Origin of the sequence: Thermococcus sp. (genome assembly GCF_027052235.1) — an archaeon.
GTDB lineage: Archaea > Methanobacteriota_B > Thermococci > Thermococcales > Thermococcaceae > Thermococcus.
Genome location: NZ_JALUFF010000047.1, coordinates 77,573 through 99,149 on the forward strand (window position 1 = coordinate 77,573; position 21,577 = coordinate 99,149).

The following is a 21,577-nucleotide window of genomic DNA, read 5'->3' on the forward strand; positions in this document are numbered from 1 at the left end:
TCACGCCTTTTCTACCCTCATTCTGTCCCCGCTCTCGAACTCAAGCTCCAGTTTCCCACGCTCCATCTTGACCTTGACTCCATCGACAACGGCCTCTATCTTCCCTTCCTTGGCTTCAACTCCAAGCATCTCGGCAATCTCCTCAACGCTCTTCAGGGAACCGCTCATCGTGGTTTCGAGGGTCTCGCCACCGCTCTCAACCGTAACCTTGAGCTTTCCCTTTCCCTCCCTAATGAAGCTCTCCTCTTTCATGTCCTTCACCTTCTCGGGTGTCGCGGGCTGAATGCACGGCATATGATCACCCACTCTCAACTGTTTCCTTTTCTTTATCAGGTTTTTCCTTCACCATTCGAACCCATATTCCGTGCTTCCCAACTGCCTTGAAGCCGTATTCCCTGTAAAAGCGCTTTGCCACCTCGTTCTTTTCCCCGACCCAGAGTTCTATCTTGTCGGTGTGCTTCTCAAGGTATTCGAGGCACTTTTCCATGAGCTTGTGGCCTATCCCGTGCCCCTGGAACTTCTTATCAACGGCGAACTCGTGGATTGCTCCGACTTTCCTGCCCTCGTACCTGCTGTACCAGTCGTTGTCGCAGACTATGAAGCCCACTATCTCGTCCCCAATCTTCGCGACAAAAAAGCCGTCCTTGGCCTTGCTCCAGCACCACCTGAGGTAGCGCTTCGCGTAGCTCTCCCCCTCGCCTCCGTATTCTCTCATGCCTTCGTAGGCGCTCATGTATATCCCTATCAGCCTTTCAAGGGTCTCCTGGTCGAGCTTTTCCAGCTTCTCTATTCTGACTTCCCTCATCGTGTTAGGGTCTTATCGAGGGGTTTAAAAAGTCTAACTCCGAGCCTCTGGTGGAATGAGAAGGTGATGGGAATGGGAAAGGCCAAGCCTAAGTACTGCGAGATATGCGGTGCACCCATCAAAGGGCCCGGCCACAGAATAAGGATTGAGGGAGCCGAGGTTCTCGTCTGCGATAAGTGCTACGAGAAGTACGGAAAGAAGAAACCGGGAACCTTCAGCATAATGCCGACTGGCAGGGAACCGAGGAGAACCTCAAGGCCGAGCCAGAGGCCGAGGAGAGAGCTTAAACCAAGGCGCGAGAAACCCCTTTATACCGAGGAGATAGTGGAGGACTTCGCGGAGAGGGTTTACAGGGCCATACAGAGGAGCGGGAAGAGCTACGAGGAGCTCTCCCACGAGGTCGGACTGTCGGTCAACGACCTCCGCGCCATAGCCCACGGCTACCGCGAGCCAACAATAAAAGAAGCCAGGAAGCTTGAGAAGTACTTCAGGATAACCCTCATCGAGCGCGTTGAGGAGGAGCTCGGGGAGAAGAAGGTCATCCCGAGGGACTACGAGCCGACTTTGGGGGATATAGCCAACATAAGGATCAAGAAGAGGAAGAAGAAGTGAATTTTTACCCTGGCTAATTTTTTGTTAACGAAGGGGAACTTCTCATCAGGTAAGGGCATTTTAAAAAGGCTCGTTGTCCTCGCTCTTCTCCCTCTTCTTAACCTCCTCAGCCTTAGTCCTTTTCGGCGGGTGGAAACCGCGGAGCTTCTCGAAGGTTCCCCAGAGGCGCATGAGTTCCTCCCATACCTCGGTATCCGGCGGGATGACGAGGATGTGGGCCGGGGGATGGATGTCCATAATTCTCCCTATCGCCTTCCTGGGTGGCAGGTCTATCTGGGCAACCACGTGGGCTTTAAATTTCTTCTTCGGCTTCTCACCGCTTATCTTCTCGAAGGCCCACTCCGAAAGTGCCGGTGGGATTATCCTCGGATCACCGCGAATCCTCATGCCACCGTAGCGGACGAGATCTGCCAAAGCCACGCTCGCCTTGTGGAAGTTGTCTGCCCTCACGAGCACTATCGTGTTTCTCATGGTCTCACCGTAACCACTCGGCCGGCATGTTTTTAAACCTTCCCCGATTTTAGTTACCGAAATTTTTAAAAACGTCAAGTTTCTAAAATTGCTGGCTCAAGTTAGGGGGGATGAAAATGTTCCTGAAGAGGAGACACCTAGAGATACTGAGGGAAATGAGGAACACTGAGAGCCAGGCCGAGATTGAGGCTAAGCTCCCCGACGAGTTCCAACTCAGGGCAATTGAGCTCTACATCCTTGGCTTTGCGGAGCTTGAGGGCGGAAAGATTAAGCTCACCGACGCCGGGAGGAGACTGCTGGAGCTCACGGATGGACTCAACCTTGATGAGCTTCCTGACGTTATAGCGGACAGCGAGATTATCAAGATGCTCGAACTCCTTGAGGAGACAGGATGGGTTCCCGAGAAGTGGCTGGAGGTTCTCAGGGAGAGGAAGCTCGCCGATGAGAACGGTCTAACGGACTTCGGAAAGGGCCTTCTTGGGGTTTACAGGACGACGCATCCGGTCGTCTACCTCACTCCGGAGATAGTCTCTTTCCTTAAGGGCATGCCCAAGCTCGGAGTCCTTGACGAGCTCATAACTTTCAAGAACTCCAAGCTTTACGGCGACAACATCGTCAACGCCCTCCAGGCCATGAGGCTCCTGATGATTTCCCCACCAACGGAAAGGGGAAGGGCCTTTACCATCACACCGGCGGCAAAACAGGCCCTCAAGGCCCTCAGCATGATGCCGGTGTTTGCGAGGGCTATAGTTCTTAGGAAGGAGGACTTTGAGGCCCTTAAAGCCGGAAGGGGCAGCGCGGAGCTTGAGAGCATGGGGCTCAGCAACGAGAAGGGAACAACAGAGTTTGGAAGGGCTATAATGGAGACCTACGAGGCAATCGGCAAAGTTGAGGAGAAGGTTCTCCCGATTTACCTGCTCGACGACGAGCTGTCCGTTCTAAAGGCAATAGAGGAGATAGAGAAGAAGCACGAGACGAACCCTGAGATACTCCCGACGGAGAAAGAAATCGCCAGGAGAGCTGAGGTTGAAGACGTAGGAGCGATACTCCATCTACTGGAGAGTAAGGAGCTCGTTGAGAGGAAACTCGTCAAGAACAGGGACACCTACTGGCTCACCAGCTGGGGCAGGGAGGCAGTAAACTTCGGAACCGTCAGTCCCGATGCCATGAAGGCCGTAACCTACGCCGATAGCGGCGACGTGCCGATAGCGGAGTGGGTCTTAAAGGCCCAGGAAGAGGGCCTCGTAAAGGCCGGCGTTACCGACAAGGGACGCTTCTACCTCAGGCTCAGCAGGACGATAAGGAGGAAGCTCTTCCTAACAAAGTACGATGTGGCCATTCTCGCAAAGCTACCGAGGAGGAAGTACATCCACCGCGATGAGCTTGTCAGGCTTGTTGGGGACTACATCGGTGGCGATGAGAGGGAGGTAATCAGGGCAATTGGGGAGGCCGAGGCAAAAGGCTTCGTCGTTGAGCTCCAGAACGGCATGGTGAAGCTGACCGGGCTCGGGGAGAGGGTTAAGACCGCCCTTGAGAACGCGAAGCTCCAGGAAATAGTCAGGGTCAAGTTCAGCGTTACCCCAACGCTCTACAACGTGCTCAGGGTCATCTACGAAAACCTTGAGGCCTTCAACAGGATATGGAAGGAGAAGGGCGAGGTAAGGGATTACAAGATGGAGGAGGTTGACGTAATAAGGAAGCACCTCAGCCTCAGTGACGAGGAGATAAAGAAGGCACTCACGATGCTCCGCCAGCTCGGCTTCCTCGGGAGCAAGAGCCTGACCGAGGCGGGGAAGGTTCTCGTCGAGGCCTACCTCTGACCATTTTTATTCCCTGCATCATAAAGCTTTAAAAAGGAATCCGGGCTATTTATAAAGGGTTTTTAAACCCACCATCCGGAGGTGTAAACCTTGGTGGACATGAGCAATGTAAAGCTCAGGATAGAAAACATAGTCGCTTCTGTCGACCTCTTTACGGACCTGAACCTTGAGAAGGTCATAGAGATATGCCCGAACTCCAAGTACAACCCGGAGGAGTTCCCCGGCATAATCTGCCGCTTTGAGAAGCCCAAGGTTGCCCTGCTGATATTCAGCTCCGGAAAGCTCGTCGTCACCGGGGCCAAGAGCGTTGAGGACATCGAGAGGGCCGTAAACAAGCTCATCCAGATGCTAAAAAAGATAGGGGCCAAGTTCCACCGCGAGCCCCAGATAGACATCCAGAACATGGTCTTCAGCGGTGACATAGGCATGGAGTTCAACCTCGATGCCGTGGCACTTAGTTTACCCAACTGTGAATACGAGCCGGAGCAGTTCCCCGGTGTCATCTATCGTGTTAAGGAGCCCAAAGCTGTTATACTGCTGTTTTCCTCTGGGAAGATAGTCTGCTCCGGTGCGAAGAGCGAAAGCGACGCCTGGGAGGCCGTGAAGAAGCTCCTCCGCGAGCTTGAGAAATACGGTCTAATCGAAGAAGAGGAGGAGTGGTGAGGCCTCTTGGCCTTCTCCGTTATCTACTCCCCGATATTCCTCGAACACAAGCCCAAAGACTACCACCCCGAGAACCCCGAAAGACTCCTTCGGGCAATGGAAGCTCTAAAGAGGACCGGCCTATGGGAGCCAATCGAGCCTGAACCTGTTCCTGAGGAGGAACTTCTCAGGGTTCATAGCGAGGACTACGTTAAGCGAGTGAAGGAAAAGAGTCGCTCTTTTGCCTACCTTGATCCGGACACGTACGTTTCTCCCGGCACATTCGAGGCTTCCCTCACTGCCTTTGGCGCATCAAGGAGAGCCGTTGAACTGGCAGTTGAGAGGAAAGGTCTTTATCTGGCCCTTGTCAGACCCCCGGGCCACCACGCGGGCAGAAACGGGAGGGCTTTAAACGCTCCAACGCTTGGCTTCTGCATCTTCAACAGCTCGGCCTACGCCGCCAAAATCGCGGAGGAGAAGCTTGGAAAGGTTTTGGTTATAGACTTCGACGCTCACCACGGCAACGGCACGCAGGAGATACTGTGGAACGATGAGAAAGCTGTCCACATAGACCTCCACGAGCGCGACATCTATCCGATGAGTGGGTACGAATACGAGGTTGGCGGAAAGAAGGCTGAGGGCACGAAGATCAACATCCCCATGCCCCACTACGCCGGCGACGATGACTACGTTTACGCCTGGGAGGAAATCGTCCTGCCAATAATAGCCCAGTTCAGGCCAAAACTCATCGTCGTCTCGGCCGGCTTCGACGGCTTTCTCGGCGAGAACCTGACGACACTCAGGTTAAGCGAGGTTTTCTTTGCCTACGCAGGCTCGACGCTCTCCCGCTATCCTCTCGCGGTAATCTTCGAGGGTGGCTATTCAGTAGGCCTCGACAAAGGCCTGCCGGCATTCATCAGGGGCTACCTGTCGGGAGAAATAAGGGAAGTTCCGGTTGCACCTTCCTACGAGGCTCTAAGGACGGTCTCGGCCGTAAAAGAAGTGCAGAGGCAGTGGTGGGAGCTGTAGATTACTGGGGGGTAAGTTGAAGGTTCTTCACGACGTCCCTAACGACTGGATCTGGGATTGAATACTCGTTTCCTTTCTTTTCAAGGTAGCCGTACTTGAGAAGGTTCTTGAGGAGGATGGAAAATTTTGCATCGTTTACAGGCCCCATCTTGAACTCCACGTACTCCTTTATGGTGCTCCATCTAACGTTTCCCATGGCAACAGCCTTCAATATAACCCCGTACCTCCTGCTGTTCCGAATAAGGGATGAAAGCTCCTCCCGGATTAGCTTTTCGGCCATGTTGAAGAGTTCGTCCATAGCTTGGGCATGGGGAAGCTTTCTAACCCCGCGGAGATAACCGTACATCGTGAGCCAGCCAACTATACCGTCGAGCCTCTCAACGGCCTCCTCAATCTCGTTCTCAGCAGGTTCGATGCCGATCTCTCCAAACCCCTTTCTGAGGAAGTCCACACTCTCCTCCCGTTTAAACCTTTGGAGCACTATCTCCCTCGCGTATCTGCCAAAGAGGGGTTTTTTGGGGTCCTCAAGGCCAAGGAAGTCTTGGAGCATCCCAACCTCTGAGCCAGTTAGCGCGAAGGTTATCCCGGGCAGATTGTCCACCGCGTAGGCTATCAGACCGTCGTACCTGATCCCAGAAAGCCTGAGGTACTGGGCCTCGTCAAATGCAATTATTGCCCTTAGGTTCTCGTTCTCGGCCCAGGAGCTTATCTTTTCGAGGATTTCTGCAAGGTCGGGTTTCCTCTCGAACTCCACGCTCAGGCTCGAAACTCTCAACCCGCGGATGGAGCTCAAAACCTTTTCAAGCTTAAGCCTTAGTGATTTACGTCCCGAGACAGTTGCGAGGAGGGAATCAAGGATTTTTCGGGCAAGAATCTCTTGAGGTATTGAGCCGTGGGTGAAGTAGAGGGAGCGGACATCGATTTTTGCATACGGGAATCCCAATTCGGCGAGCGCAACATTTAGGAGGGAGCTTTTCCCGAGGCGTCTTATGCCGAGCAGGAGGATCAGATTTTCTCCTAGGTTCACTGCGCTCTGGAACTCCCTCAGTTCCTTCTCCCTGTCGTATAAATCTTCACGCCGGGTTTTTGGGCGAAGGTCGAACAGCAACTTACCCCACCGTAAGTTACTTACCCGGGGGTAAGTTATAAGGGTTTCGCGAGATAAAGGGCAGTAAAGGGCTCAACTAAGGGAAGGAAAAAAGGGACAAGAGAGCGCTCAAAGCCCCAGCATCTTTCTCGCGGCCTTAACTCCCAGATCGAAGGCCTTCATGTTTATCTCTATCGTTTTGGGCGGGACGCTTACCTTTATGACCTCCCTGACGTGCTCGGCCGAGAGCGGAAAGCTAGGCGTTTGAGTTAAAGCCCCAATGAGGACGACGTTGGTGGTAACGATATTCCCTGCCTTAAGGGCCAGTTCTTCAGCGTCGAAGGCCATAAACTTGCCCCCGAAGTCCTCCTCGATGATTTTCTTCATCTCCTCAAGGGTCGGGTAGATAGCTAGCCCCATCGAGACCTGAACCGGTGGAATCGGACGAGCGTTCGTGAAGACCAGGCCACCTTTCTTAAGGTAGTTGATGTAGCGTAAAGCCTCGACGGGTTCAAAGGAGAGTATGACGTCGGCCTTTCCCTCGGGAACCATGGCACCGTAAACGTCCTCGCCAAAGCGAACGTAGGCGATGACGCTTCCAAAGCGCTGGCTCATGCCGTGGACTTCTCCAACGCGGACCTTATAGCCGGCCCTCAAAGCCGCCCAGCCTAGTAGGTTTGCTGCCGTGAGGATTCCCTGACCGCCAACTCCGGTGATAACGATGTTGTACTCCCTCATCTCACTCACCCTCCTCCATGGGCTCAAAGGCTCCAAACGGACACACCTGAGCACAGCCACCGCAGCCCCAGCACATCGTCGGGTCTATCTTGGCCTTCTTTGCCTCGGCATCCCAGTATATTGCCGGACAGCCGTAGGCGTTGATACATATCTTACATCCGGTACACTTGTCCTCGATGACGTGGTAAATGGGCCACTTCTCTCCAGCGCGCCTCATCTGGCCTATTCTATAGAGTGCACAGGGCTGTCTGGCAACGACGACGCTTACGCCTTCAACGGCCAGAGCTTCTTTGATTGCCTTCTCCGTCGCCTTTATGTCGTATGGGTCTACAACCTTGACGAAGTCGGCTCCCATCGCCTTTGCGACTTCCTCTATGAGTATCCTCTTACCGGGTCCGTGTGGGGTGTCTCCAGTTCCGGGGTTCGGCTGGTCGCCGGTCATGGCAGTGACGAGATTGTCGAGGACGACTATGACCACGTTGGAGCGGTTGTAGATGGCATTTGCCAAAGCCGGAAGTCCGGTGTGGAAGAAGGTCGAGTCTCCTATGGTGGCAACGATTATCTTCTTCTCCTTGCCGGTCTTTCTCTCTTCCTCGCCCGGAACACCGTTCAAAGCGACGTCGAGGCCGTGGGCCATGCCTATCGAGCCACCCATGGCTATGGTCGTGTCAACTGTCTTGAGCGGTGGCAGAACGCCGAGGGTGTAACAGCCTATGTCGCTCGGGAATATGGCTCTCGGCGATGCGGCGCGCCTAATCGCGTAGAATGTGTTCCTGTGCGGACAGGCTGGACAGAGCGAAGGAGGCCTCGGCGGGACTATCTTTGAGACCTTCTCGTACTTCCTGTCAATCTCCTCGAAGTCTATCGGCGTTTCCAGGCCGAGGAACCTCGCTACGGCCTCTACAGCTCTCCTCGTCGTCATCTCGTAAACCCTGGGCACGATGTCCTTCCCGTGGATTGGGATTCTAAAGCCTTTGTCATAGGCCCACACCTTTACCTGCTCCTCAACGACAGGCTCAAGCTCCTCAACTATGAGAACCCTCTCAAGCCCATCGAAGAACTTCTCAAGCAGGCCGTAGGGAACCGGGTAAGGCGTTCCAAGCTTGAGCAACTTGACGTTCTCAACTCCGAGCCATGCTAAAGCCTCCTTCACGTAGGCGTAGCTGAGGCCCGGAGCGATTATACCGACCTTTGCGTTCTCATCGCCTTCAATCCAGTTGAATGGGCTCTCGTTAAACTCCTCGCGGAACTTTTCCACCGTTTCGAGCAACCAGGGGTGCTTCTTCCTCTGGAATGCCGGTATGTCAACGTACCTCTCGGGGTTCTTCTTGAAGTTCCCGAACTTTCTCTTGGCTTTTCTTATCTCCTCGGGCAGTTTCCCAAGAACGACGTCGCCACGCATGTGGGAGCTCCTCGTCGTCGTTCTGAGTATCACCATCTGGCCGTACTTCTCGCTCACCTCGAAGGCGTACTTCACCATGTCCTTCGCTTCCTGAACGCTCGAAGGCTCCAAAACTGGAATCCCGGCGTTCTTGGCTATCGCCCTCGTGTCCTGCTCGTTCTGGCTGCTCCACATGCTCGGGTCATCTGCCACCATAACTATCAGCCCGCCGTCAACGCCCATGTAGCTTGCCGTCATGAAGCTGTCCATGGCGACGTTTAGGCCAACGTGCTTCATTGCCGTCATTGCTCTAAGGCCACTCCAGGCAGCCGCTAAGGCAGTCTCAAAGGCAACCTTCTCGTTGGTTGAGTACTCCATGTAGACACCGGCCTTCTTTGCAACTGCCGCCATTGTGTCGGTAAGTTCAGAACTCGGCGTTCCGGGATACGCTGCAAAAACCGCTATGTTACCCTCCAAAGCTCCCCTTGCTATCGCATGGTTTCCGAGGAGGAGAACCCTCTCCCCGGGCTTGTCCCACAACACTATGTCGGTAACCTTCGCCATCCAAACACCTCCGATACTGAGTGATGAAAAAATGAAAGTCAGTCTTCCTCCAAAACTCCAGCGTTCTTCGCCTGCTGGACGAGGGCGTAGGCTCCAGCTGCCACATCCTCGGGCCTCTCGTAGCTCGGAATTCCGTTCTTCTCAAGCAGTTCCTTGGCCTTCTCACTCACGTAGCCGGCCATGAAGAGGCCGAGAACGGGCTTCCCGTTGTTTACCTCCTTAATAGCTTTGATTACTCCCTCTGCGTGCTCCGTCGGCGTCATTCCCGCGAAGGTCGGGACGACGCATATCGCTATGAGCATGTCAACGTTCCTATCCTGAAGAAGGGTCTTTGCCGTCCTGTAGTAGTCCTCCCCTCTAGCGGAGGCTATCATGTCAACCGGGTTCTTTACAGCGGCCATCGGCGGGAGGAAGGAGCGCAGTTCTTCTATCGTCTTTTCCTCAAGGTTTGCCAGCTTCAGCCCGCGCTTGTCTATCTCATCCGCCGTCAAAACTCCCGGACCGCCTGCGTTCGTCATTATCGCGACGCGCTTTCCTCTGGGCAGTGGCTGGGTGAAGGCCCTCGCCATGCTGAGCATGTCGTCTATGGTCTCCGCTATGAGAACGCCACTCTGCTTGAAAGCAGCTTCATAAATCTTCCAGCTTCCAGCCAAGGAACCCGTGTGGCTTGAAGCGGCTCTTGCTCCGCTCTCACTCCTTCCTGCCTTGAGGGCTATAACCGGCTTCTTCTTTGTAACTCTTTTCGCCACCTCAATGAACTTCCTCCCGTCCTTAACTCCCTCGATGTAGAGGGCTATCGCCTTGTCTTCCTCGGTGTCCGCTAAATACTCCATTAGCTCCGCGAAGTCGAGGTCTGCCATGTTCCCAACGCTTACGAATTTGGAGAAGCCTATGCCCTCTTTGACGGTCTTGTAGACTATTCCCGCTCCCAAAGCACCGCTCTGGCTGACGAAGGCTATGTCGCCCCTCTTGGCGTCCATTATGAAGGTCGCGTTCATATCGTTGTGAGTGTTCATAACGCCGACGCAGTTCGGGCCGATGAGCCTCATGCCGTACCTGTGGGCAATCTCCACCAGCTCGCGCTCCTCCTTCTTGCCCTCCTCGCCGGTTTCGCCGAAGCCAGCGGTTATAATGACCGCTCCCTTGACGCCCTTTTCGCCGCAGTCAATAACCGTCTGCTTCACGAACCTCTTCGGGACGACTATTATTGCCAGCTCAACCTCGTCCGGAATGTCTTTCACGTTCCTGTAAGCCTTAACGCCCTGAACGACCTCGTCCTTGACGTTCACAGGGTAGACCTTTCCATCCCTGTATTTCTTGAGGTTCTTGAAGACCTCGTAGCCGAGCTTTAAGGGGTCGTTCGATGCGCCGATAACAGCTATGCCCCTCGGCCTGAAGAAGTAGTCGAGTGTCATTAGCCTCACCGTTTAAACCTCCACCGAATCGTATATAAGCTTTCCCAAAACGGACATCGGAGATAGTTGGGACATCGTTGGGCCTAACAAGTGCATCAGTGGGCTTTTCTGGGCCATCGAAAGCTTTAAGTAAGCTTGGGTTATTTTAATTTGGAGGTGGTGAAGATGGTGAAGGTGCGCTTTTTGGGACATGCCGCCTTCTACATCGAGGGGAGCAAGAAAATCCTGATAGACCCGTTCCTCAGCGGCAACCCGCAGGCAGCGGTGAAGCCGGAGGAGCTTGAGGCCGACCTTATCCTCGTCACTCACGCCCACGGCGACCACATAGGTGATGCCATAGAGATAGCCAGGAGAACCGGTGCGAAGATAGTTGCCATGTACGATGTTGCCAACTACATCAGCGAGCAGGCAAACGGTCAGGTTGAGACGATAGGGATGAACTACGGGCCGACTGAGATTGAGGGAGTCGGAATAATCCAGGTTCCGGCCTGGCACTCAAGCAGCGACGGCGTTCACAGCATAGGAAACGCCTCGGGCTTCATAGTCAAGCTCGATGGAAAAACAATCTATCACGCCGGAGACACCTTCGTGTTCCTCGACATGGGTCTCTTCAGCGAGCTCTACGGGCCGATTGACGTTGCCCTTCTCCCTATAGGCGGGCACTTCACGATGGGGCCGAGGGAAGCGGCTAAGGCAGTTGAGCTCCTCAAGCCAAAGAAAGTCGTGCCGATGCACTACAACACATGGCCACCAATAGCTCAGGATCCAGAGGAGTTCAAGAGGCTTGTTGGCGATAAAGCCGAGGTAGTAATCCTCAAGCCGGGGGAGGAGCTTGAGCTTTGAGCTTCCTCAAAAACCTTTTAAGAGCCTTTCCTTATCCTCCTTTCAGGTGGTGAAATGGGCAGAAAGGCCTTGGCTTTCATCGTGCTGTTAGTTCTTATCCCTTTGCTCCTCCCGGCGGTTCACGCGGCTGGGGGACCTCAGTACGACCTTATAATAGTTAGAAACGACAACCTCATCGACTACATAGTTGCCCTCCCCTATTCCAAGCTCCTAGGCGTTCCGATCCTCCCCGTCAACCCGAAGGAGCTCGACTACGCGACGATTGCTCAGCTTCAAAGTTATGAGCAGTTCGGCTGGTACAAGGTTCTCGTCATAGGTGACTATCAGGCTATAAGCCAGAAGGTTCAGGAACAGCTGATAGACATTGGTTTTCAGGTGACGAGGCTCGGCGGGGCCACGAGAGTTGACACGGCCGTCAAGCTGGCCGAGGAGTTCTATCCTGAGGGTTCGGAGACCGTCGTCATAGCGAGTGCCAGCGACTACGGCTCTGCCCTCGCGGCGGCTAGGTGGGCGATGACCTACAACTACCCTCTCCTCCTGACTGCCAAGGACAACCTCTCAACTCAGGTAGTTGACGCCCTCCAGAGGCTTCACCCAAGGCTCGTCGTCCTCATCGGTGCGGGTATGTCGAAGAACATCAAGGGCCAGCTCGAAAGCCTTGGCTACCAGACCTACTGGGTGAAGGAGACCATAACGATAAGCGTCCCCACCTCCACCGTGCCCGAAAAAACCAACTGGAGCCTCGTTGTTCTGGCTGTGATAGTCTCGATAGGCGTTGCCGTTCCGGCATCCCTCTACTACGCGAAGAAGCGCTGGTCCGCCAACAGGGTCCCGATTGAAGTTCTAACGGAGAAGGAGCGCATAGTGGTCAAGGCCATCCTTGAGAAAGGAGGGACGGTAAAACAGGAGGAGCTTCCGGAGCTTACAGGCTATTCGAGGCCGACGATAAGCAGAATCATTCAGGAGCTTGAGAAGAAACAGCTCGTTGAGAGAGAGAAGGTCGGGAAGACCTTCATAGTGAGGCTCACCAAAGAAATAGTTATGAGAGAGTGAGCGGTCGGGAAAGCCCTCCGCTCATCACTTTTCTCAGGGTCCTGGCTGTTTCCTCATCCCGGTAAAAGGGGAAGAAAATTCACTTCCTGCGGAAGAGATGGCCGTGCGCCCTGTTGACGTGCCTCGTGAAGGCCTTCGCGTCGCGGAAGACCATACCACAGCGCGGACAACGGAAGAATATCTCCCCGTCCCTGTCCCGGATTTTGATGGCCTTCAGCACCGCCATCTCCTCCACCCCCGATGGCCCGTTGCCCCTTCCTCTTTTAAAGTTTGCTAAGCCCACACCCTGTTGCCCTTGACCTTTATGTAGCCCAGCGTTTGGAGGGTCTTGAGGAAGTCCTCAATGGCGTCCTCGTCGTAGTATATGTTGACCCTTCCACTCCTACCCCTCACCACTATCGGCTCCAGCTCCATTACCGCCTCGATGAGCTCGTTTTTCCTCCTGTGCTTCTCGGCCAGCTCAAGGATTTTCTCGGCAAGAACGGAGCGGGCGATGCCGTCGAAGGTTGCCTCGACGATGCTCTCCTCTGTTGCGTACTCCCCGGCTATCTCAAGTGCCCCCTCGATGAGCTCCCTCTCAACTTCAAGAACCTCGACGTAGTAGCGCTTTTCGAGGGTGTACTCCGTGACCATCGTTGGCTTGAAGCGCTCGTCTATTTCCTCAAGGTATTCCTCGACCTCGTCTATTGGGAAGCGAAGCTCGATCCTTAAATCCTCAAGCGGTGGCTTCTCCCTGAGGACGAAGCTCCCGTCTCTCTCCTCGATTGAGCCGGCCTCGATGAGAGACGTGACCAGCATGAGCTTCCCAAGGTCGGACTCGTCAAAGAGCTTCTCCGCCGGCCTCTCCTCACCCGGTTTCCAATCGGAGAACAACTCCTCGTAGGCGGAGCGGAGGGCTTCGAGGTACTCCTCCAGGGGCCCTATGCCTCCAGCCTTCTCAAGGAGCTCGGCGTAGGTGCCCTCGATTACGATGTAGTGGGAAATCTCGCGGGAAAGCTCTTCCCTTGTCCTGTTCATTATCCCGGCCCGGCTGAGTTCCCTTGAGAGGGCGTTCATCTCGTCTTTGGTAAGGACTTCGAACTTCATCGTCTCACCAGAGGTTAGAAACGGTGGATGGTGTTATAACCTTACTCCCGGAGAACGCTTGAGAGGAGGGCTCTTAGGGGCTTGTTGGTCAGTCTTTCAAGGGTCTCCTCCACTTCCCCCTTAAGCTCCGGTGAGTAGCGGGCGTACAGGTAGAGGGCGTAGGCGTTCAGCTTGGCGTCCCCCTCGTTCGCGAGCTCGACGGCCGAGGCGAGCCTCGGGTCATCTAGGAGCCTGTCAGCGATCTTCGTGAGGGCCTCCCTGTCGTTTTCTTCAAGGGCCTTCTTCAGTGGCCTGTAAAAGCCCGAGAGGGTAAGCCTGAGGGCCGAAATCCTCTCAACTGCCGGTTCTTCCTCGGGTTTTCTCATCAGGAGATAGAGGAACGGGGGGACGAAGATTACAAGGGCTATCAAGGCGTAGAGACCTATCGGAACTCTTACCCCAGGGGCGACCCTGCTTCTCATATATGCTAGCAGGATTAGGCCGGCGATGGCCCAGAAAGCCATGAATGCAAGGTAGTAAACGGAGGTCGTCTCCACTTTTGGTGGTTTTTTCTCGCTCTCGGCCCTCTCAAGGCCCTCTTCGAGGAGCTCAATCTCGGCCTCAATCTTCTTAATCCTCCTCTCCACTTCCTCCAGAGCTTCCTTCATGGCTTCCATCCAATTCACCTTCGCCCTCATCCGTTAAGTCTTTTACCCCGACCTCGGCGAGGACGAAGCGGTAGAAAGCGAAAGCCCCAATGAGCGCGAAGAGGTACTGGTTGAGGAACTTGAAGGCGAAGGCTATGACAACGTTCAGGCCGGTGTTCCCGATTGCCATGAGAACTCCAAGCTCGTTTCCTCCAAGCCCTCCCGGAGTTCCCAGGGCACTCCCGAGGAAAGCAGAGTAGAGTATGGCCTTAACCGCATCGCCCGGTTGAATTGAGACGCCGAAGGTCATCCCGACGCTCACCAGTATGCCGGCGTTTATGAGGACGAGCATCGTTCCAAGGATGAGCGCCACGAAAAGCCTGCCCGGCCGGGATTTAGCCCTGTGCCAGCCTGCGTAGAACTCCTGAAAGGCACTCCCCATCCGAACCCTTGAGAGAACCGGAAGGAGGGCCCGGTAGACCCAGCTGTCGGCAAGGAAGGTAAGCAGGAAGAAGAGGAAAACCAGAAGGGCAGTCCAGTCGTGGGCCATGAGGAAGAGCATTGCGGAGCCAACCATGAACTCGGTCGCCACCTCGATGAGGCTCGACGCCAGAACCTGGAAGTAGCTAGCCCCTATGAACTTCACCTTAACGAGAGTCCCCACTGCGGCGTTGAAGGAGAAGGAAAGATACGTTCCCGAGAGGTTCGCAAGGAGGACGCGCTTGAAATCGACCTCTGCCAGGTCGCTGAGGTAGATGTACCACAGGGTGGTATAGGTCATGTAGCCGGCAATGCCGAGGAGGAAAGCCAGAAGAAAGTAGGGGGAGAGGAGCTGTGAGGGCCTGAGCTTTATCCTTGATGCCTCGGAGTAGACCCTGTATATCAGGTATGCGGTTATCCCGACGGTCAGCGCTGCCGTTAGTAGCTTTTTCTTCCTCGGGGAGAGCACTCTCTCACTGCCCCTCTAGGAGTTTCCTGACGTAGCGTGGCATCTGGAAGAGCGTCTCGTGCCTCTCCGGGTCGTAATAGTAGAGCTCAAGCTCCCTGGCCCTCTCCAGGTCGACTTTCCTGAAGTCTATCTCACCCTTTATACCCACGAGGAAGCTCCACGGGGAGGCGTAGCCTATCACCGGGAAGCTGAAGTAGTAAACCCTGTCGAAGACCTTCTTCATGGCCCTGTAAGCATCGAGGAGTTCGTTGGTGAAGAGGTAAACGCTGCCGGCCTGGGTGACGTACACCCCGGGATCGCTGAGCTTCGCGTAGGCGTTCCTGTAGAAATCCTCCGAGAAGAGCAACTTTGCCGGACCGACAGGATCGGTCGAATCAACTATAATCGCGTCAAACCTCTCTTCTGTCCCCTCAAGGTATTTGACGCCGTCCCCGGTGATGACCTTGGCCCTCGGGTCATCGAAGGCCCCCCTCGCGACGTCCAGATACAGCTGCGCTACCTCAACGACAATCTCGTCTATCTCGACCATCGTTGCTCTCTCGACGGTTTTGTGCCTCAGAACTTCCCTGAGGGTTCCGCCATCCCCGCCACCGATTATCAGGACGTTCCTGGGGTTTGGGTGAGCCAGAAGGGCCGGGTGAACGAGAACCTCGTGGTAGCTTTCCTCGCCGACCTCAACGAGCTGTATCGTGCCGTCAAGGACAAGCATCTTACCAAACCCCTCTGTCTCATAGAGCTCAAGTCTCTGGTATTTCGTCTGGAGCTCCAGGAGGCGCCTTTTAACCTTGAAACCGACGCCGTAGCCCATTGGATACCACTCGATAAAGGCCCTCTCCTCTTCGTTGTAGCCCATGTTTCCCACCTGAGCTTAGGTAGGGCATCGGGTTTTAAAACTTGGGGTTCATGGTCTCGAACTCAAAAAGGTAAAAGTTATTAAGTGCCCCTCAGAGTTTAGATACGATGGCGGAAGTACGGTTGAAGAAGGAGCTTACGGAACTCCTGAAGAGACTCGCCCCCCAGATAGAGGAGGGTTTGAAATACGGTGTGCCTCACATAGTTGGTGAAATCAGGAACAACAACGGTCAGCTTGAGGTAAACGCAACGGTCTCAATCTTCGAGAGCTCCCATCACTTTCTCCGCCTTACCTCGAGTGGAGAGCTACTCTTCATATACCCCGCCGAAGACTCCCATCCTTACAGGCTTCTTCTCGATATATGGCGCTTCCTTGAGGGCAAAAAGCCCGGAAGTACTGTCCTTGAGCCGGGTACCGTGATAAAGGGCGACCTCAAGGAAAGTCTCAGGAAGCACGGCTATGAGATTCTATGGATGAACATCCAGCCGACCGCTGAGGGGGAGATGGTTGGGGTCTGGGCTAGAAAGGGGGATGTCAGGTACAACCTCACCTTCAAAAAGGTCGGGAGAGAAGAGTTTCTCCTCGTTGAATTATCCCGGGTTTAGTAGGGGAACATAACGACAACAGCAACGGCCGCCGCGGGTTTGTCCTTCACGGTTATGCTCGCGCTCGCGACCCTAAACTCCCCGAGTTCCCAGCCCCTGTTGGCGAAACCCTCCTCGACCATTCTCCTAACGACCCTCTCGGCCTCCTCCTTCGTGCAGTAGCCGGCGTACTCGTAAATCAGGCCACCCTCGTTGTTCTTGCTTATTCCAACTCCCAGCGCGGCGCTGATGGTCATCCCCGGCTCGTCGCTCTCGATGTGGGCGTAAACCGTGGGGAGGAGCATTCCTATGGGGACGTCGTGGACCCTCTCCATCCACTCGATATGGGCCGGGATGACACTGCTGAGCTTGACGAGGTTAACGTTGCCTATCCCGAGTTTGAGGAGGGCGTTGTCAAAGGCGTTGAGCTTGGTTCCGCCCTCGGCGGCCGCAGCGCCCATGAAAGCCCTTTTGGGAGTTATCCAGCTCATCTCCACCACCCTCTCACCTTTAACCACTCCACCGCTCAGTAGACTGCTTATAAAGCTTTCGGGAGGGGTAAAAGCCCCCTTGAGGTCTTTTAAAGCTCATCGGGGAGTTTTTCGTCTGATTTTAGCTCATTCCTGCTCCTTTTCTCCTTTCCCCGAGCAGGGTAAGGGTTCTCCCAACGGTCGCTGCCATAAAGATTCCGGCAACTGATGTGAATGCGGTTGTGGAGTAGAGAACGCCGTTCAGGATGCCGTAGCTGTTGCCAAGGTCTGCCACCAGGAGTCCCAGTATGCCAAAGCTCACCAGTCCCGTTGCCTTGGCGACTGAACCCACCCCAGAGCCGTCCCATGTAAGGACAACGCTGAGGACGAAGCGGACGACGTATATCACCAGGAAGAAGTAGAGGACGGTTAGCGTTACCTCCGCCCTGAAGTTCATCCCGCGCCAGGCGAAGAAGATGGGGGCGAATATACCGCTCGTAACACCGCTGAGTATTGTTTCCAGTCTCTCGTACTGCTTCGTTCCGACAAGGTCGCTGTGGAGTATCAGACCCGCTAGAAAGCCACCTATAGTGAAGTGCATTCCCAGCTCTTCGCTGATGAAGCCGAGGAGGGAGGCAAATATCATGAATATTCCAAAAACGGCCTCGTCGCTCTTCAGCCGTCTGAGCTGTGTCATGAGCCAGACCTTGTGCTGGATTCCGATCTTGTAGTTCAGGTACAGGACGGCCCCTATGAAGAACCCCTGCTCCCCAAGGATGAGGAGGAGCTTTGAGGGGCTCGGAGCACTCTCGAAGCCGGCTAGGACGTAGACAAGAACAAGTATCGCGACCTCGCTTATTATGGCGTAGGAGAGGGCCACGTGGAGGTAGTCCTCGCCGAAGAACCTCTTGAGCCTCACAACTATTGGGGCGCTCGCAACGGCGAGGATGGAGGCAGCGAGGAGGTTGTCCGGCCCGAGGGAGTAGCCGGTCATTGGGAGCGTCAGGAGGAGCATTACACCAAGGGTTATCAGGTAGATAGGAAGGGCTTTTCTGCCCCCGACGCGGAGCTCCTCGGGGGTTATCTCCAGGCCGGCGGATATCATCAGAAAGAATACCCCGAACTCCGCGAGGAGGTTCATCTCGCTCGCAGGGGCACCGCTCAGGAAGTAGCCGAGAATGAAGCCGGCCGTTATCTCACCCACCAGTCCGGGGTAGCCCAGCCTCTCGAAGACCTCAGCGAGAAACCTGCCCACGGCTATTATGGCCATGACGTAGCCGATTATCTGCACCCCATCACCCTCCTCAGAACCCACTCTCTCTTCCTGGGAAAGGATATAAGACTTTCCTTTTCGAGAAAGGTTTAAATGGTCAAACCTGTTACACCGAGCGGTGATGTTCATGATTGAGGTTGGCGAATACAAGGTCAAGGAGGGCCTCTACTACACCAAGGATCACGAGTGGGCCCAGGTTCTTGAGGACGGAACCGTTCTCGTTGGCATAACCGACTACGCCCAGAAGGAGCTCGGCGATTTGGCCTACGTTGAACTCCCCGAGGTTGGAAAGGAGGTCAGCAAGGGCGACGTTCTCTGCGAAATTGAGAGCGTCAAGGCCGTCTCCGAGGTCTACGCCCCGGTCAGCGGGGAGGTCATAGAGGTCAACGAGGAGCTTGAGGACTCCCCCGAGTTGCTCAATGAAGACCCCTACGAGAACTGGATAGCCAAGCTCAGGCCGAGCAACCTTGAGGAGGAACTCAAGGAGCTAATGGATGCCGAGGCCTACGCGAAATATCTCGAAAGCCTCTGAGGAAGAGTTAAGTAGTCCCTTTCCCTATTCTTCCCGGTGGTTTCGATGAGAGTCCTGAAGGAATGGGACGTTAAGGTAAAGCTCGTAAAGACCAAAAGGGGGGCGCTTCTCCACCTGATAGAGCTCGAACCCGGCCACTTCTACCTTGAGCAGAACCCGCTTAAGGATTCGAAGTACGGCGTGGCCTACAGGAAGATAAAGGAGAACTTCCCGGAGTTCTACATGTTCTGGGAGATTAAAAACAACCGCTACACTGGAAAGCTTCTGGCCGGAGCGTTCCTTGAGAAGGCCGAGATAGACGAGTTCGTGACCCTCCTCGCGAAAACCGAGGACTTCAAGAAGTTCGAGGAAATCTTTGAGGAGATTGAGGAGCTGGAGGAGTGAGCTCGGCTCTATTTTTTCATCATTCCCTCAGATACCCTAGAGGTCGTCATCGCTCGTTTTAAGGTTGAAGGGAGAGGTTAAAAGGATTTGGCTCGGCCAGTATGTCCTTCATCACCCCTCAGCCACTCCAGGGCTCGTCATCGCCACTCGGCTTTTTAACGTGGGGTTATTTTAGGGTCGTGAGGATTTTGTCATACTCAGCTTCTATTTTCGAGGCCACAACTTTCCAAGAGTACTCCCTTTCGACAGCTCTTCTTCCCGCCTTTCCAAGATCCCTTCTCAGATTTTCGGCCGAGAGCAGTGTGTGAATTGCATTCTTAAGAGCTACTTCATCTCCGGGGGGAACGAGAATTCCACTCCTGCTTTTCTTAATTACCTCTGGAATCCCACCAACGTTGGTTGCCACAACCGGAATTCCCGAGGCCATGGCTTCGAGGATGACTATGCCAAAGGCCTCAGCAGTGGTTGAGGGGAGAACGAAGACGTCTGCCATCCCGAACAGTTTGGGAAGGGTATTCCCGGGCACGTAGCCAGTAAAGACAACCCTGTCTTCAATTCCTAAGAACTTCGCCTGCGCCTTCAGGAAGGGCAGCATCTCGCCCGAGCCTACCATTACAAGGGTTACGTCATCAATCTCTTTAGCAAGGTTCTGGAAGGCGTTGAGGAGGAGGTGAGGCCCTTTCCTGAACGACATCCTGCTGACGTATAGAACAACGCGCCCCTCAATCCCGAGCCCTTCCTTCACGCGCTCCTTTTCCTTTTGGCCGAGTGGCCTGAAGACCTCGTCGTCAACGCCGTTTGGGATTACCCTGACGGGAACGCTGGTAAAGTGCTCTATAAAGGCCTTGGCGACGTTGCTGACCCGATATTAGAGGCGTGCTTTAGGTAGAAAAGAAAATGAAGATTAGGCGTTCGCCTTCTCTTCCCTCTTCTTCGTGAGGTACTCGTGGATTGCCTTTGCAGCTTTTCTCCCGTCTCCCATCGCTAAGATAACGGTTGCCTCGCCCCTTATCGCGTCACCGCCAGCGAAAACACCGGGAATGCTCGTCATCAGGTTCTCGTCAACGACTATCTTACCGCGCTTATCGACTTCAAGGCCGGGGGTGTTGATGATCAGCCTGTTCGGGTGCTTACCAATTGCTATGATTACGGTGTCTGCCTCAATCGTCACGTTCTCGCCGGTTCCCTTTATCTTTCTCTTCCCTCTCGCATCCCTCTCCTCAAGGGGCATCATCTTCTCGAACTTAACCGCTTTGACGTTGCCGTTCTCGTCGCCTATAAAACCAGCGGGATTAACGAAGTAAACGAACTTTATGCCCTCCTCCTTGGCGTGGGCGACCTCTTCCTCTCTCGCCGAGACGTCCTCCTCGCCACGGCGGTAGGCTATTGTAACCTCAGCCCCAAAGCGCCTTGCGCTTCTAGCGGCGTCCATAGCGGTGTTTCCGGCGCCTATAACGACGACCTTCTTCCCGACCTTGACGGGTGTGTCATACTCCGGGAACAGGTAGGCCTTCATGAGGTTGACCCTTGTTAGGAACTCGTTCGCTGTATAGATGCCGTTGAGGTTAACCCCGGGAGCGTTTACGAGCCTCGGCGTTCCAGCGCCGGAGCCTATGAAGACGGCATCGTATTCCTCAAGCAACTCCTCGATGGTCACGGTCTTTCCAACGATATGATCTGTGAGGATTTTAACGCCGAGCTTCCTCAGCTTCTCGATTTCCTTCTCGACTATGTCCTTGGGCAGTCTGAACTCGGGAATGCCGTACATCAGGACTCCTCCGGGCTCGTGCAACGCCTCGTAGATGGTAACATCATATCCCAGCTTCGCCAGCTCGCCAGCGGCGGTGAGTCCAGCGGGTCCGGCACCGATTATCGCAACGCTCTGGCCCTTCTTCTCTATTGTGGGGACTATCTCAAAGAGTAGCTCCTCGTCTATGCCGTGTTCCCTCGCGTAGTCGGCAACAAACCTTTCGAGCTTACCTATGTTTATCTTGTCTCCCACTTTACCCATGACACAGTTCATCTCACACTGGTCTTCCTGCGGGCAGACCCTACCTGTGGTTGCCGGGAGGGAGTTGCAGGCCCAGATGACGTTGAGTGCCTCTTTTACTGCTTTGTCCGGGTTGTCGCGGTATTCGACGAGCTTGCCTATGAAGCCCGGAATGTTGATGTGAACGGGACAGCCCTTGATACAGGGGGCGTAGTTAGCGGGACACTGGAGGCACCTCTCTGCCTCTTTCACGGCAAGCTCAAAAGTATAGCCGAGGTTGACCTCCTTGAAGTCGTGTATCCTCTCCTCGGGGGGTCTCTCTATGGTCGGAACCCTTTCCTTGATGAGCTTTGGTCTCTTTCTCGCCATT

The 21,577-nt window shown here is 54.6% G+C and carries 24 protein-coding genes and 1 pseudogene; 9 read left to right on the top strand and 16 right to left on the bottom strand.

The window, feature by feature from the left end:
• Both MVC73_RS05180 and MVC73_RS05185 read right to left on the bottom strand, forming a co-directional pair.
• On the bottom strand, window positions 1–294 hold the full coding sequence (locus tag MVC73_RS05180) for a hypothetical protein (protein ID WP_297507807.1): 294 nt from the start codon (window positions 292–294) through the stop codon (window positions 1–3).
• A 4-nt stretch (window positions 295–298) separates the two neighbouring features.
• A complete protein-coding gene (locus MVC73_RS05185) occupies window positions 299–805 on the bottom strand; it encodes a GNAT family N-acetyltransferase (protein WP_297507810.1) in 507 nt (168 codons plus the stop codon).
• A 72-nt stretch (window positions 806–877) separates the two neighbouring features.
• Between MVC73_RS05185 and MVC73_RS05190 the strand changes: the two genes are divergently transcribed.
• Window positions 878–1,417 (top strand): multiprotein bridging factor aMBF1, encoded by a 540-nt coding sequence (locus MVC73_RS05190; RefSeq protein WP_297507925.1) that lies wholly within the window; start codon window positions 878–880, stop codon window positions 1,415–1,417.
• 60 nt (window positions 1,418–1,477) lie between these two features.
• Here the strand turns inward: MVC73_RS05190 and MVC73_RS05195 are convergent, their stop codons facing one another.
• Window positions 1,478–1,888 (bottom strand): DUF356 domain-containing protein, encoded by a 411-nt coding sequence (locus tag MVC73_RS05195; RefSeq protein WP_297507813.1) that lies wholly within the window; start codon window positions 1,886–1,888, stop codon window positions 1,478–1,480.
• A 110-nt stretch (window positions 1,889–1,998) separates the two neighbouring features.
• On the opposite strand from MVC73_RS05195, the gene MVC73_RS05200 reads away from it, so the two are divergent.
• The 3 genes from MVC73_RS05200 (at window position 1,999) to MVC73_RS05210 (ending at window position 5,379) form a co-directional block, all read left to right on the top strand.
• A complete protein-coding gene (locus MVC73_RS05200; protein WP_297507816.1) occupies window positions 1,999–3,708 on the top strand; it encodes a DUF505 family protein in 1,710 nt (569 codons plus the stop codon).
• Window positions 3,709–3,798: 90 nt separating this feature from the next.
• Window positions 3,799–4,371: a TATA-box-binding protein gene (locus MVC73_RS05205; protein ID WP_297507819.1), complete on the top strand. Its 573-nt coding sequence runs from the start codon at window positions 3,799–3,801 to the stop codon at window positions 4,369–4,371.
• A gap of 6 nt (window positions 4,372–4,377) precedes the next feature.
• Window positions 4,378–5,379: a histone deacetylase family protein gene (locus tag MVC73_RS05210; RefSeq protein WP_297507822.1), complete on the top strand. Its 1,002-nt coding sequence runs from the start codon at window positions 4,378–4,380 to the stop codon at window positions 5,377–5,379.
• 1 nt (window position 5,380) lies between these two features.
• On the opposite strand, the gene MVC73_RS05215 is transcribed toward MVC73_RS05210, so the two are convergent.
• The 4 genes from MVC73_RS05215 to MVC73_RS05230 all read right to left on the bottom strand — a co-directional run bounded on the left by MVC73_RS05215 (window position 5,381) and on the right by MVC73_RS05230 (window position 10,564).
• Window positions 5,381–6,487, bottom strand: a complete 1,107-nt coding sequence (locus tag MVC73_RS05215; protein ID WP_297507825.1) for an ATP-binding protein — start codon at window positions 6,485–6,487, stop codon at window positions 5,381–5,383.
• Between the two features lie 108 nt (window positions 6,488–6,595).
• A complete protein-coding gene (locus MVC73_RS05220; RefSeq protein ID WP_297507828.1) occupies window positions 6,596–7,204 on the bottom strand; it encodes an indolepyruvate oxidoreductase subunit beta in 609 nt (202 codons plus the stop codon).
• Between the two features lies 1 nt (window position 7,205).
• Window positions 7,206–9,149, bottom strand: a complete 1,944-nt coding sequence (iorA, locus tag MVC73_RS05225; RefSeq protein WP_297507831.1) for an indolepyruvate ferredoxin oxidoreductase subunit alpha — start codon at window positions 9,147–9,149, stop codon at window positions 7,206–7,208.
• Window positions 9,150–9,187: 38 nt separating this feature from the next.
• Entirely contained in the window at window positions 9,188–10,564 is a 1,377-nt protein-coding gene (locus tag MVC73_RS05230) for a CoA-binding protein (protein WP_297507927.1), read from the bottom strand.
• 165 nt (window positions 10,565–10,729) lie between these two features.
• On the opposite strand from MVC73_RS05230, the gene MVC73_RS05235 reads away from it, so the two are divergent.
• Complete coding sequence (locus MVC73_RS05235; protein WP_297507930.1) at window positions 10,730–11,407, top strand: metal-dependent hydrolase; 678 nt, start codon at window positions 10,730–10,732, stop codon at window positions 11,405–11,407.
• 54 nt (window positions 11,408–11,461) lie between these two features.
• Window positions 11,462–12,460 (top strand): cell wall-binding repeat-containing protein, encoded by a 999-nt coding sequence (locus MVC73_RS05240; RefSeq protein ID WP_297507834.1) that lies wholly within the window; start codon window positions 11,462–11,464, stop codon window positions 12,458–12,460.
• A 79-nt stretch (window positions 12,461–12,539) separates the two neighbouring features.
• On the opposite strand, the gene MVC73_RS05245 is transcribed toward MVC73_RS05240, so the two are convergent.
• From MVC73_RS05245 to speE, 5 genes are read right to left on the bottom strand one after another with little or no spacing between them, the layout of a single operon-like run.
• Window positions 12,540–12,686 (bottom strand): C2H2-type zinc finger protein, encoded by a 147-nt coding sequence (locus MVC73_RS05245; RefSeq protein WP_297507933.1) that lies wholly within the window; start codon window positions 12,684–12,686, stop codon window positions 12,540–12,542.
• Window positions 12,687–12,733: 47 nt separating this feature from the next.
• Window positions 12,734–13,546, bottom strand: a complete 813-nt coding sequence (locus MVC73_RS05250) for a hypothetical protein (RefSeq protein ID WP_297507838.1) — start codon at window positions 13,544–13,546, stop codon at window positions 12,734–12,736.
• 41 nt (window positions 13,547–13,587) lie between these two features.
• Window positions 13,588–14,202, bottom strand: coding sequence for a hypothetical protein (locus tag MVC73_RS05255; RefSeq protein WP_297507841.1), 615 nt, complete (start codon window positions 14,200–14,202; stop codon window positions 13,588–13,590).
• Window positions 14,156–15,121: a hypothetical protein gene (locus MVC73_RS05260; RefSeq protein ID WP_297507844.1), complete on the bottom strand. Its 966-nt coding sequence runs from the start codon at window positions 15,119–15,121 to the stop codon at window positions 14,156–14,158. Before MVC73_RS05260 ends, MVC73_RS05255 begins: the two co-directional genes overlap by 47 nt.
• Window positions 15,122–15,125: 4 nt before the next feature.
• Complete coding sequence (gene speE / locus MVC73_RS05265; RefSeq protein ID WP_297507935.1) at window positions 15,126–15,974, bottom strand: polyamine aminopropyltransferase; 849 nt, start codon at window positions 15,972–15,974, stop codon at window positions 15,126–15,128.
• Window positions 15,975–16,081: 107 nt separating this feature from the next.
• Here speE and MVC73_RS05270 point away from each other — a divergent pair, with 107 nt between their 5' ends.
• Window positions 16,082–16,579 (top strand): hypothetical protein, encoded by a 498-nt coding sequence (locus MVC73_RS05270; protein WP_297507847.1) that lies wholly within the window; start codon window positions 16,082–16,084, stop codon window positions 16,577–16,579.
• Here MVC73_RS05270 and MVC73_RS05275 read toward each other — a convergent pair.
• Together MVC73_RS05275 and MVC73_RS05280 are read right to left on the bottom strand one after the other, a co-directional pair.
• On the bottom strand, window positions 16,576–17,049 hold the full coding sequence (locus MVC73_RS05275) for an arginine decarboxylase, pyruvoyl-dependent (RefSeq protein WP_297507938.1): 474 nt from the start codon (window positions 17,047–17,049) through the stop codon (window positions 16,576–16,578). The genes MVC73_RS05270 and MVC73_RS05275 overlap by 4 nt on opposite strands.
• Before the next feature lie 121 nt (window positions 17,050–17,170).
• Window positions 17,171–18,343 carry a cation:proton antiporter gene (locus MVC73_RS05280; RefSeq protein ID WP_366938935.1) on the bottom strand — a complete coding sequence of 391 codons (1,173 nt, stop codon included), beginning with the start codon at window positions 18,341–18,343 and terminating at the stop codon, window positions 17,171–17,173.
• 85 nt (window positions 18,344–18,428) lie between these two features.
• On the opposite strand from MVC73_RS05280, the gene gcvH reads away from it, so the two are divergent.
• Window positions 18,429–18,833 carry a glycine cleavage system protein GcvH gene (gcvH, locus tag MVC73_RS05285; protein ID WP_297507944.1) on the top strand — a complete coding sequence of 135 codons (405 nt, stop codon included), beginning with the start codon at window positions 18,429–18,431 and terminating at the stop codon, window positions 18,831–18,833.
• Between the two features lie 45 nt (window positions 18,834–18,878).
• The gene (locus tag MVC73_RS05290; protein WP_297507850.1) at window positions 18,879–19,217 is read left to right on the top strand and encodes a hypothetical protein; all 339 of its coding nucleotides are present in this window, start codon (window positions 18,879–18,881) and stop codon (window positions 19,215–19,217) included.
• A 166-nt stretch (window positions 19,218–19,383) separates the two neighbouring features.
• Here the strand turns inward: MVC73_RS05290 and MVC73_RS05295 are convergent.
• Window positions 19,384–20,079: pseudogene (locus tag MVC73_RS05295) on the bottom strand (glycosyltransferase family 4 protein); the annotation flags it as partial.
• A 42-nt stretch (window positions 20,080–20,121) separates the two neighbouring features.
• On the bottom strand, window positions 20,122–21,576 hold the full coding sequence (gltA, locus tag MVC73_RS05300; RefSeq protein ID WP_297507853.1) for an NADPH-dependent glutamate synthase: 1,455 nt from the start codon (window positions 21,574–21,576) through the stop codon (window positions 20,122–20,124).
• Between the last annotated feature and the right edge of the window lies 1 nt (window position 21,577).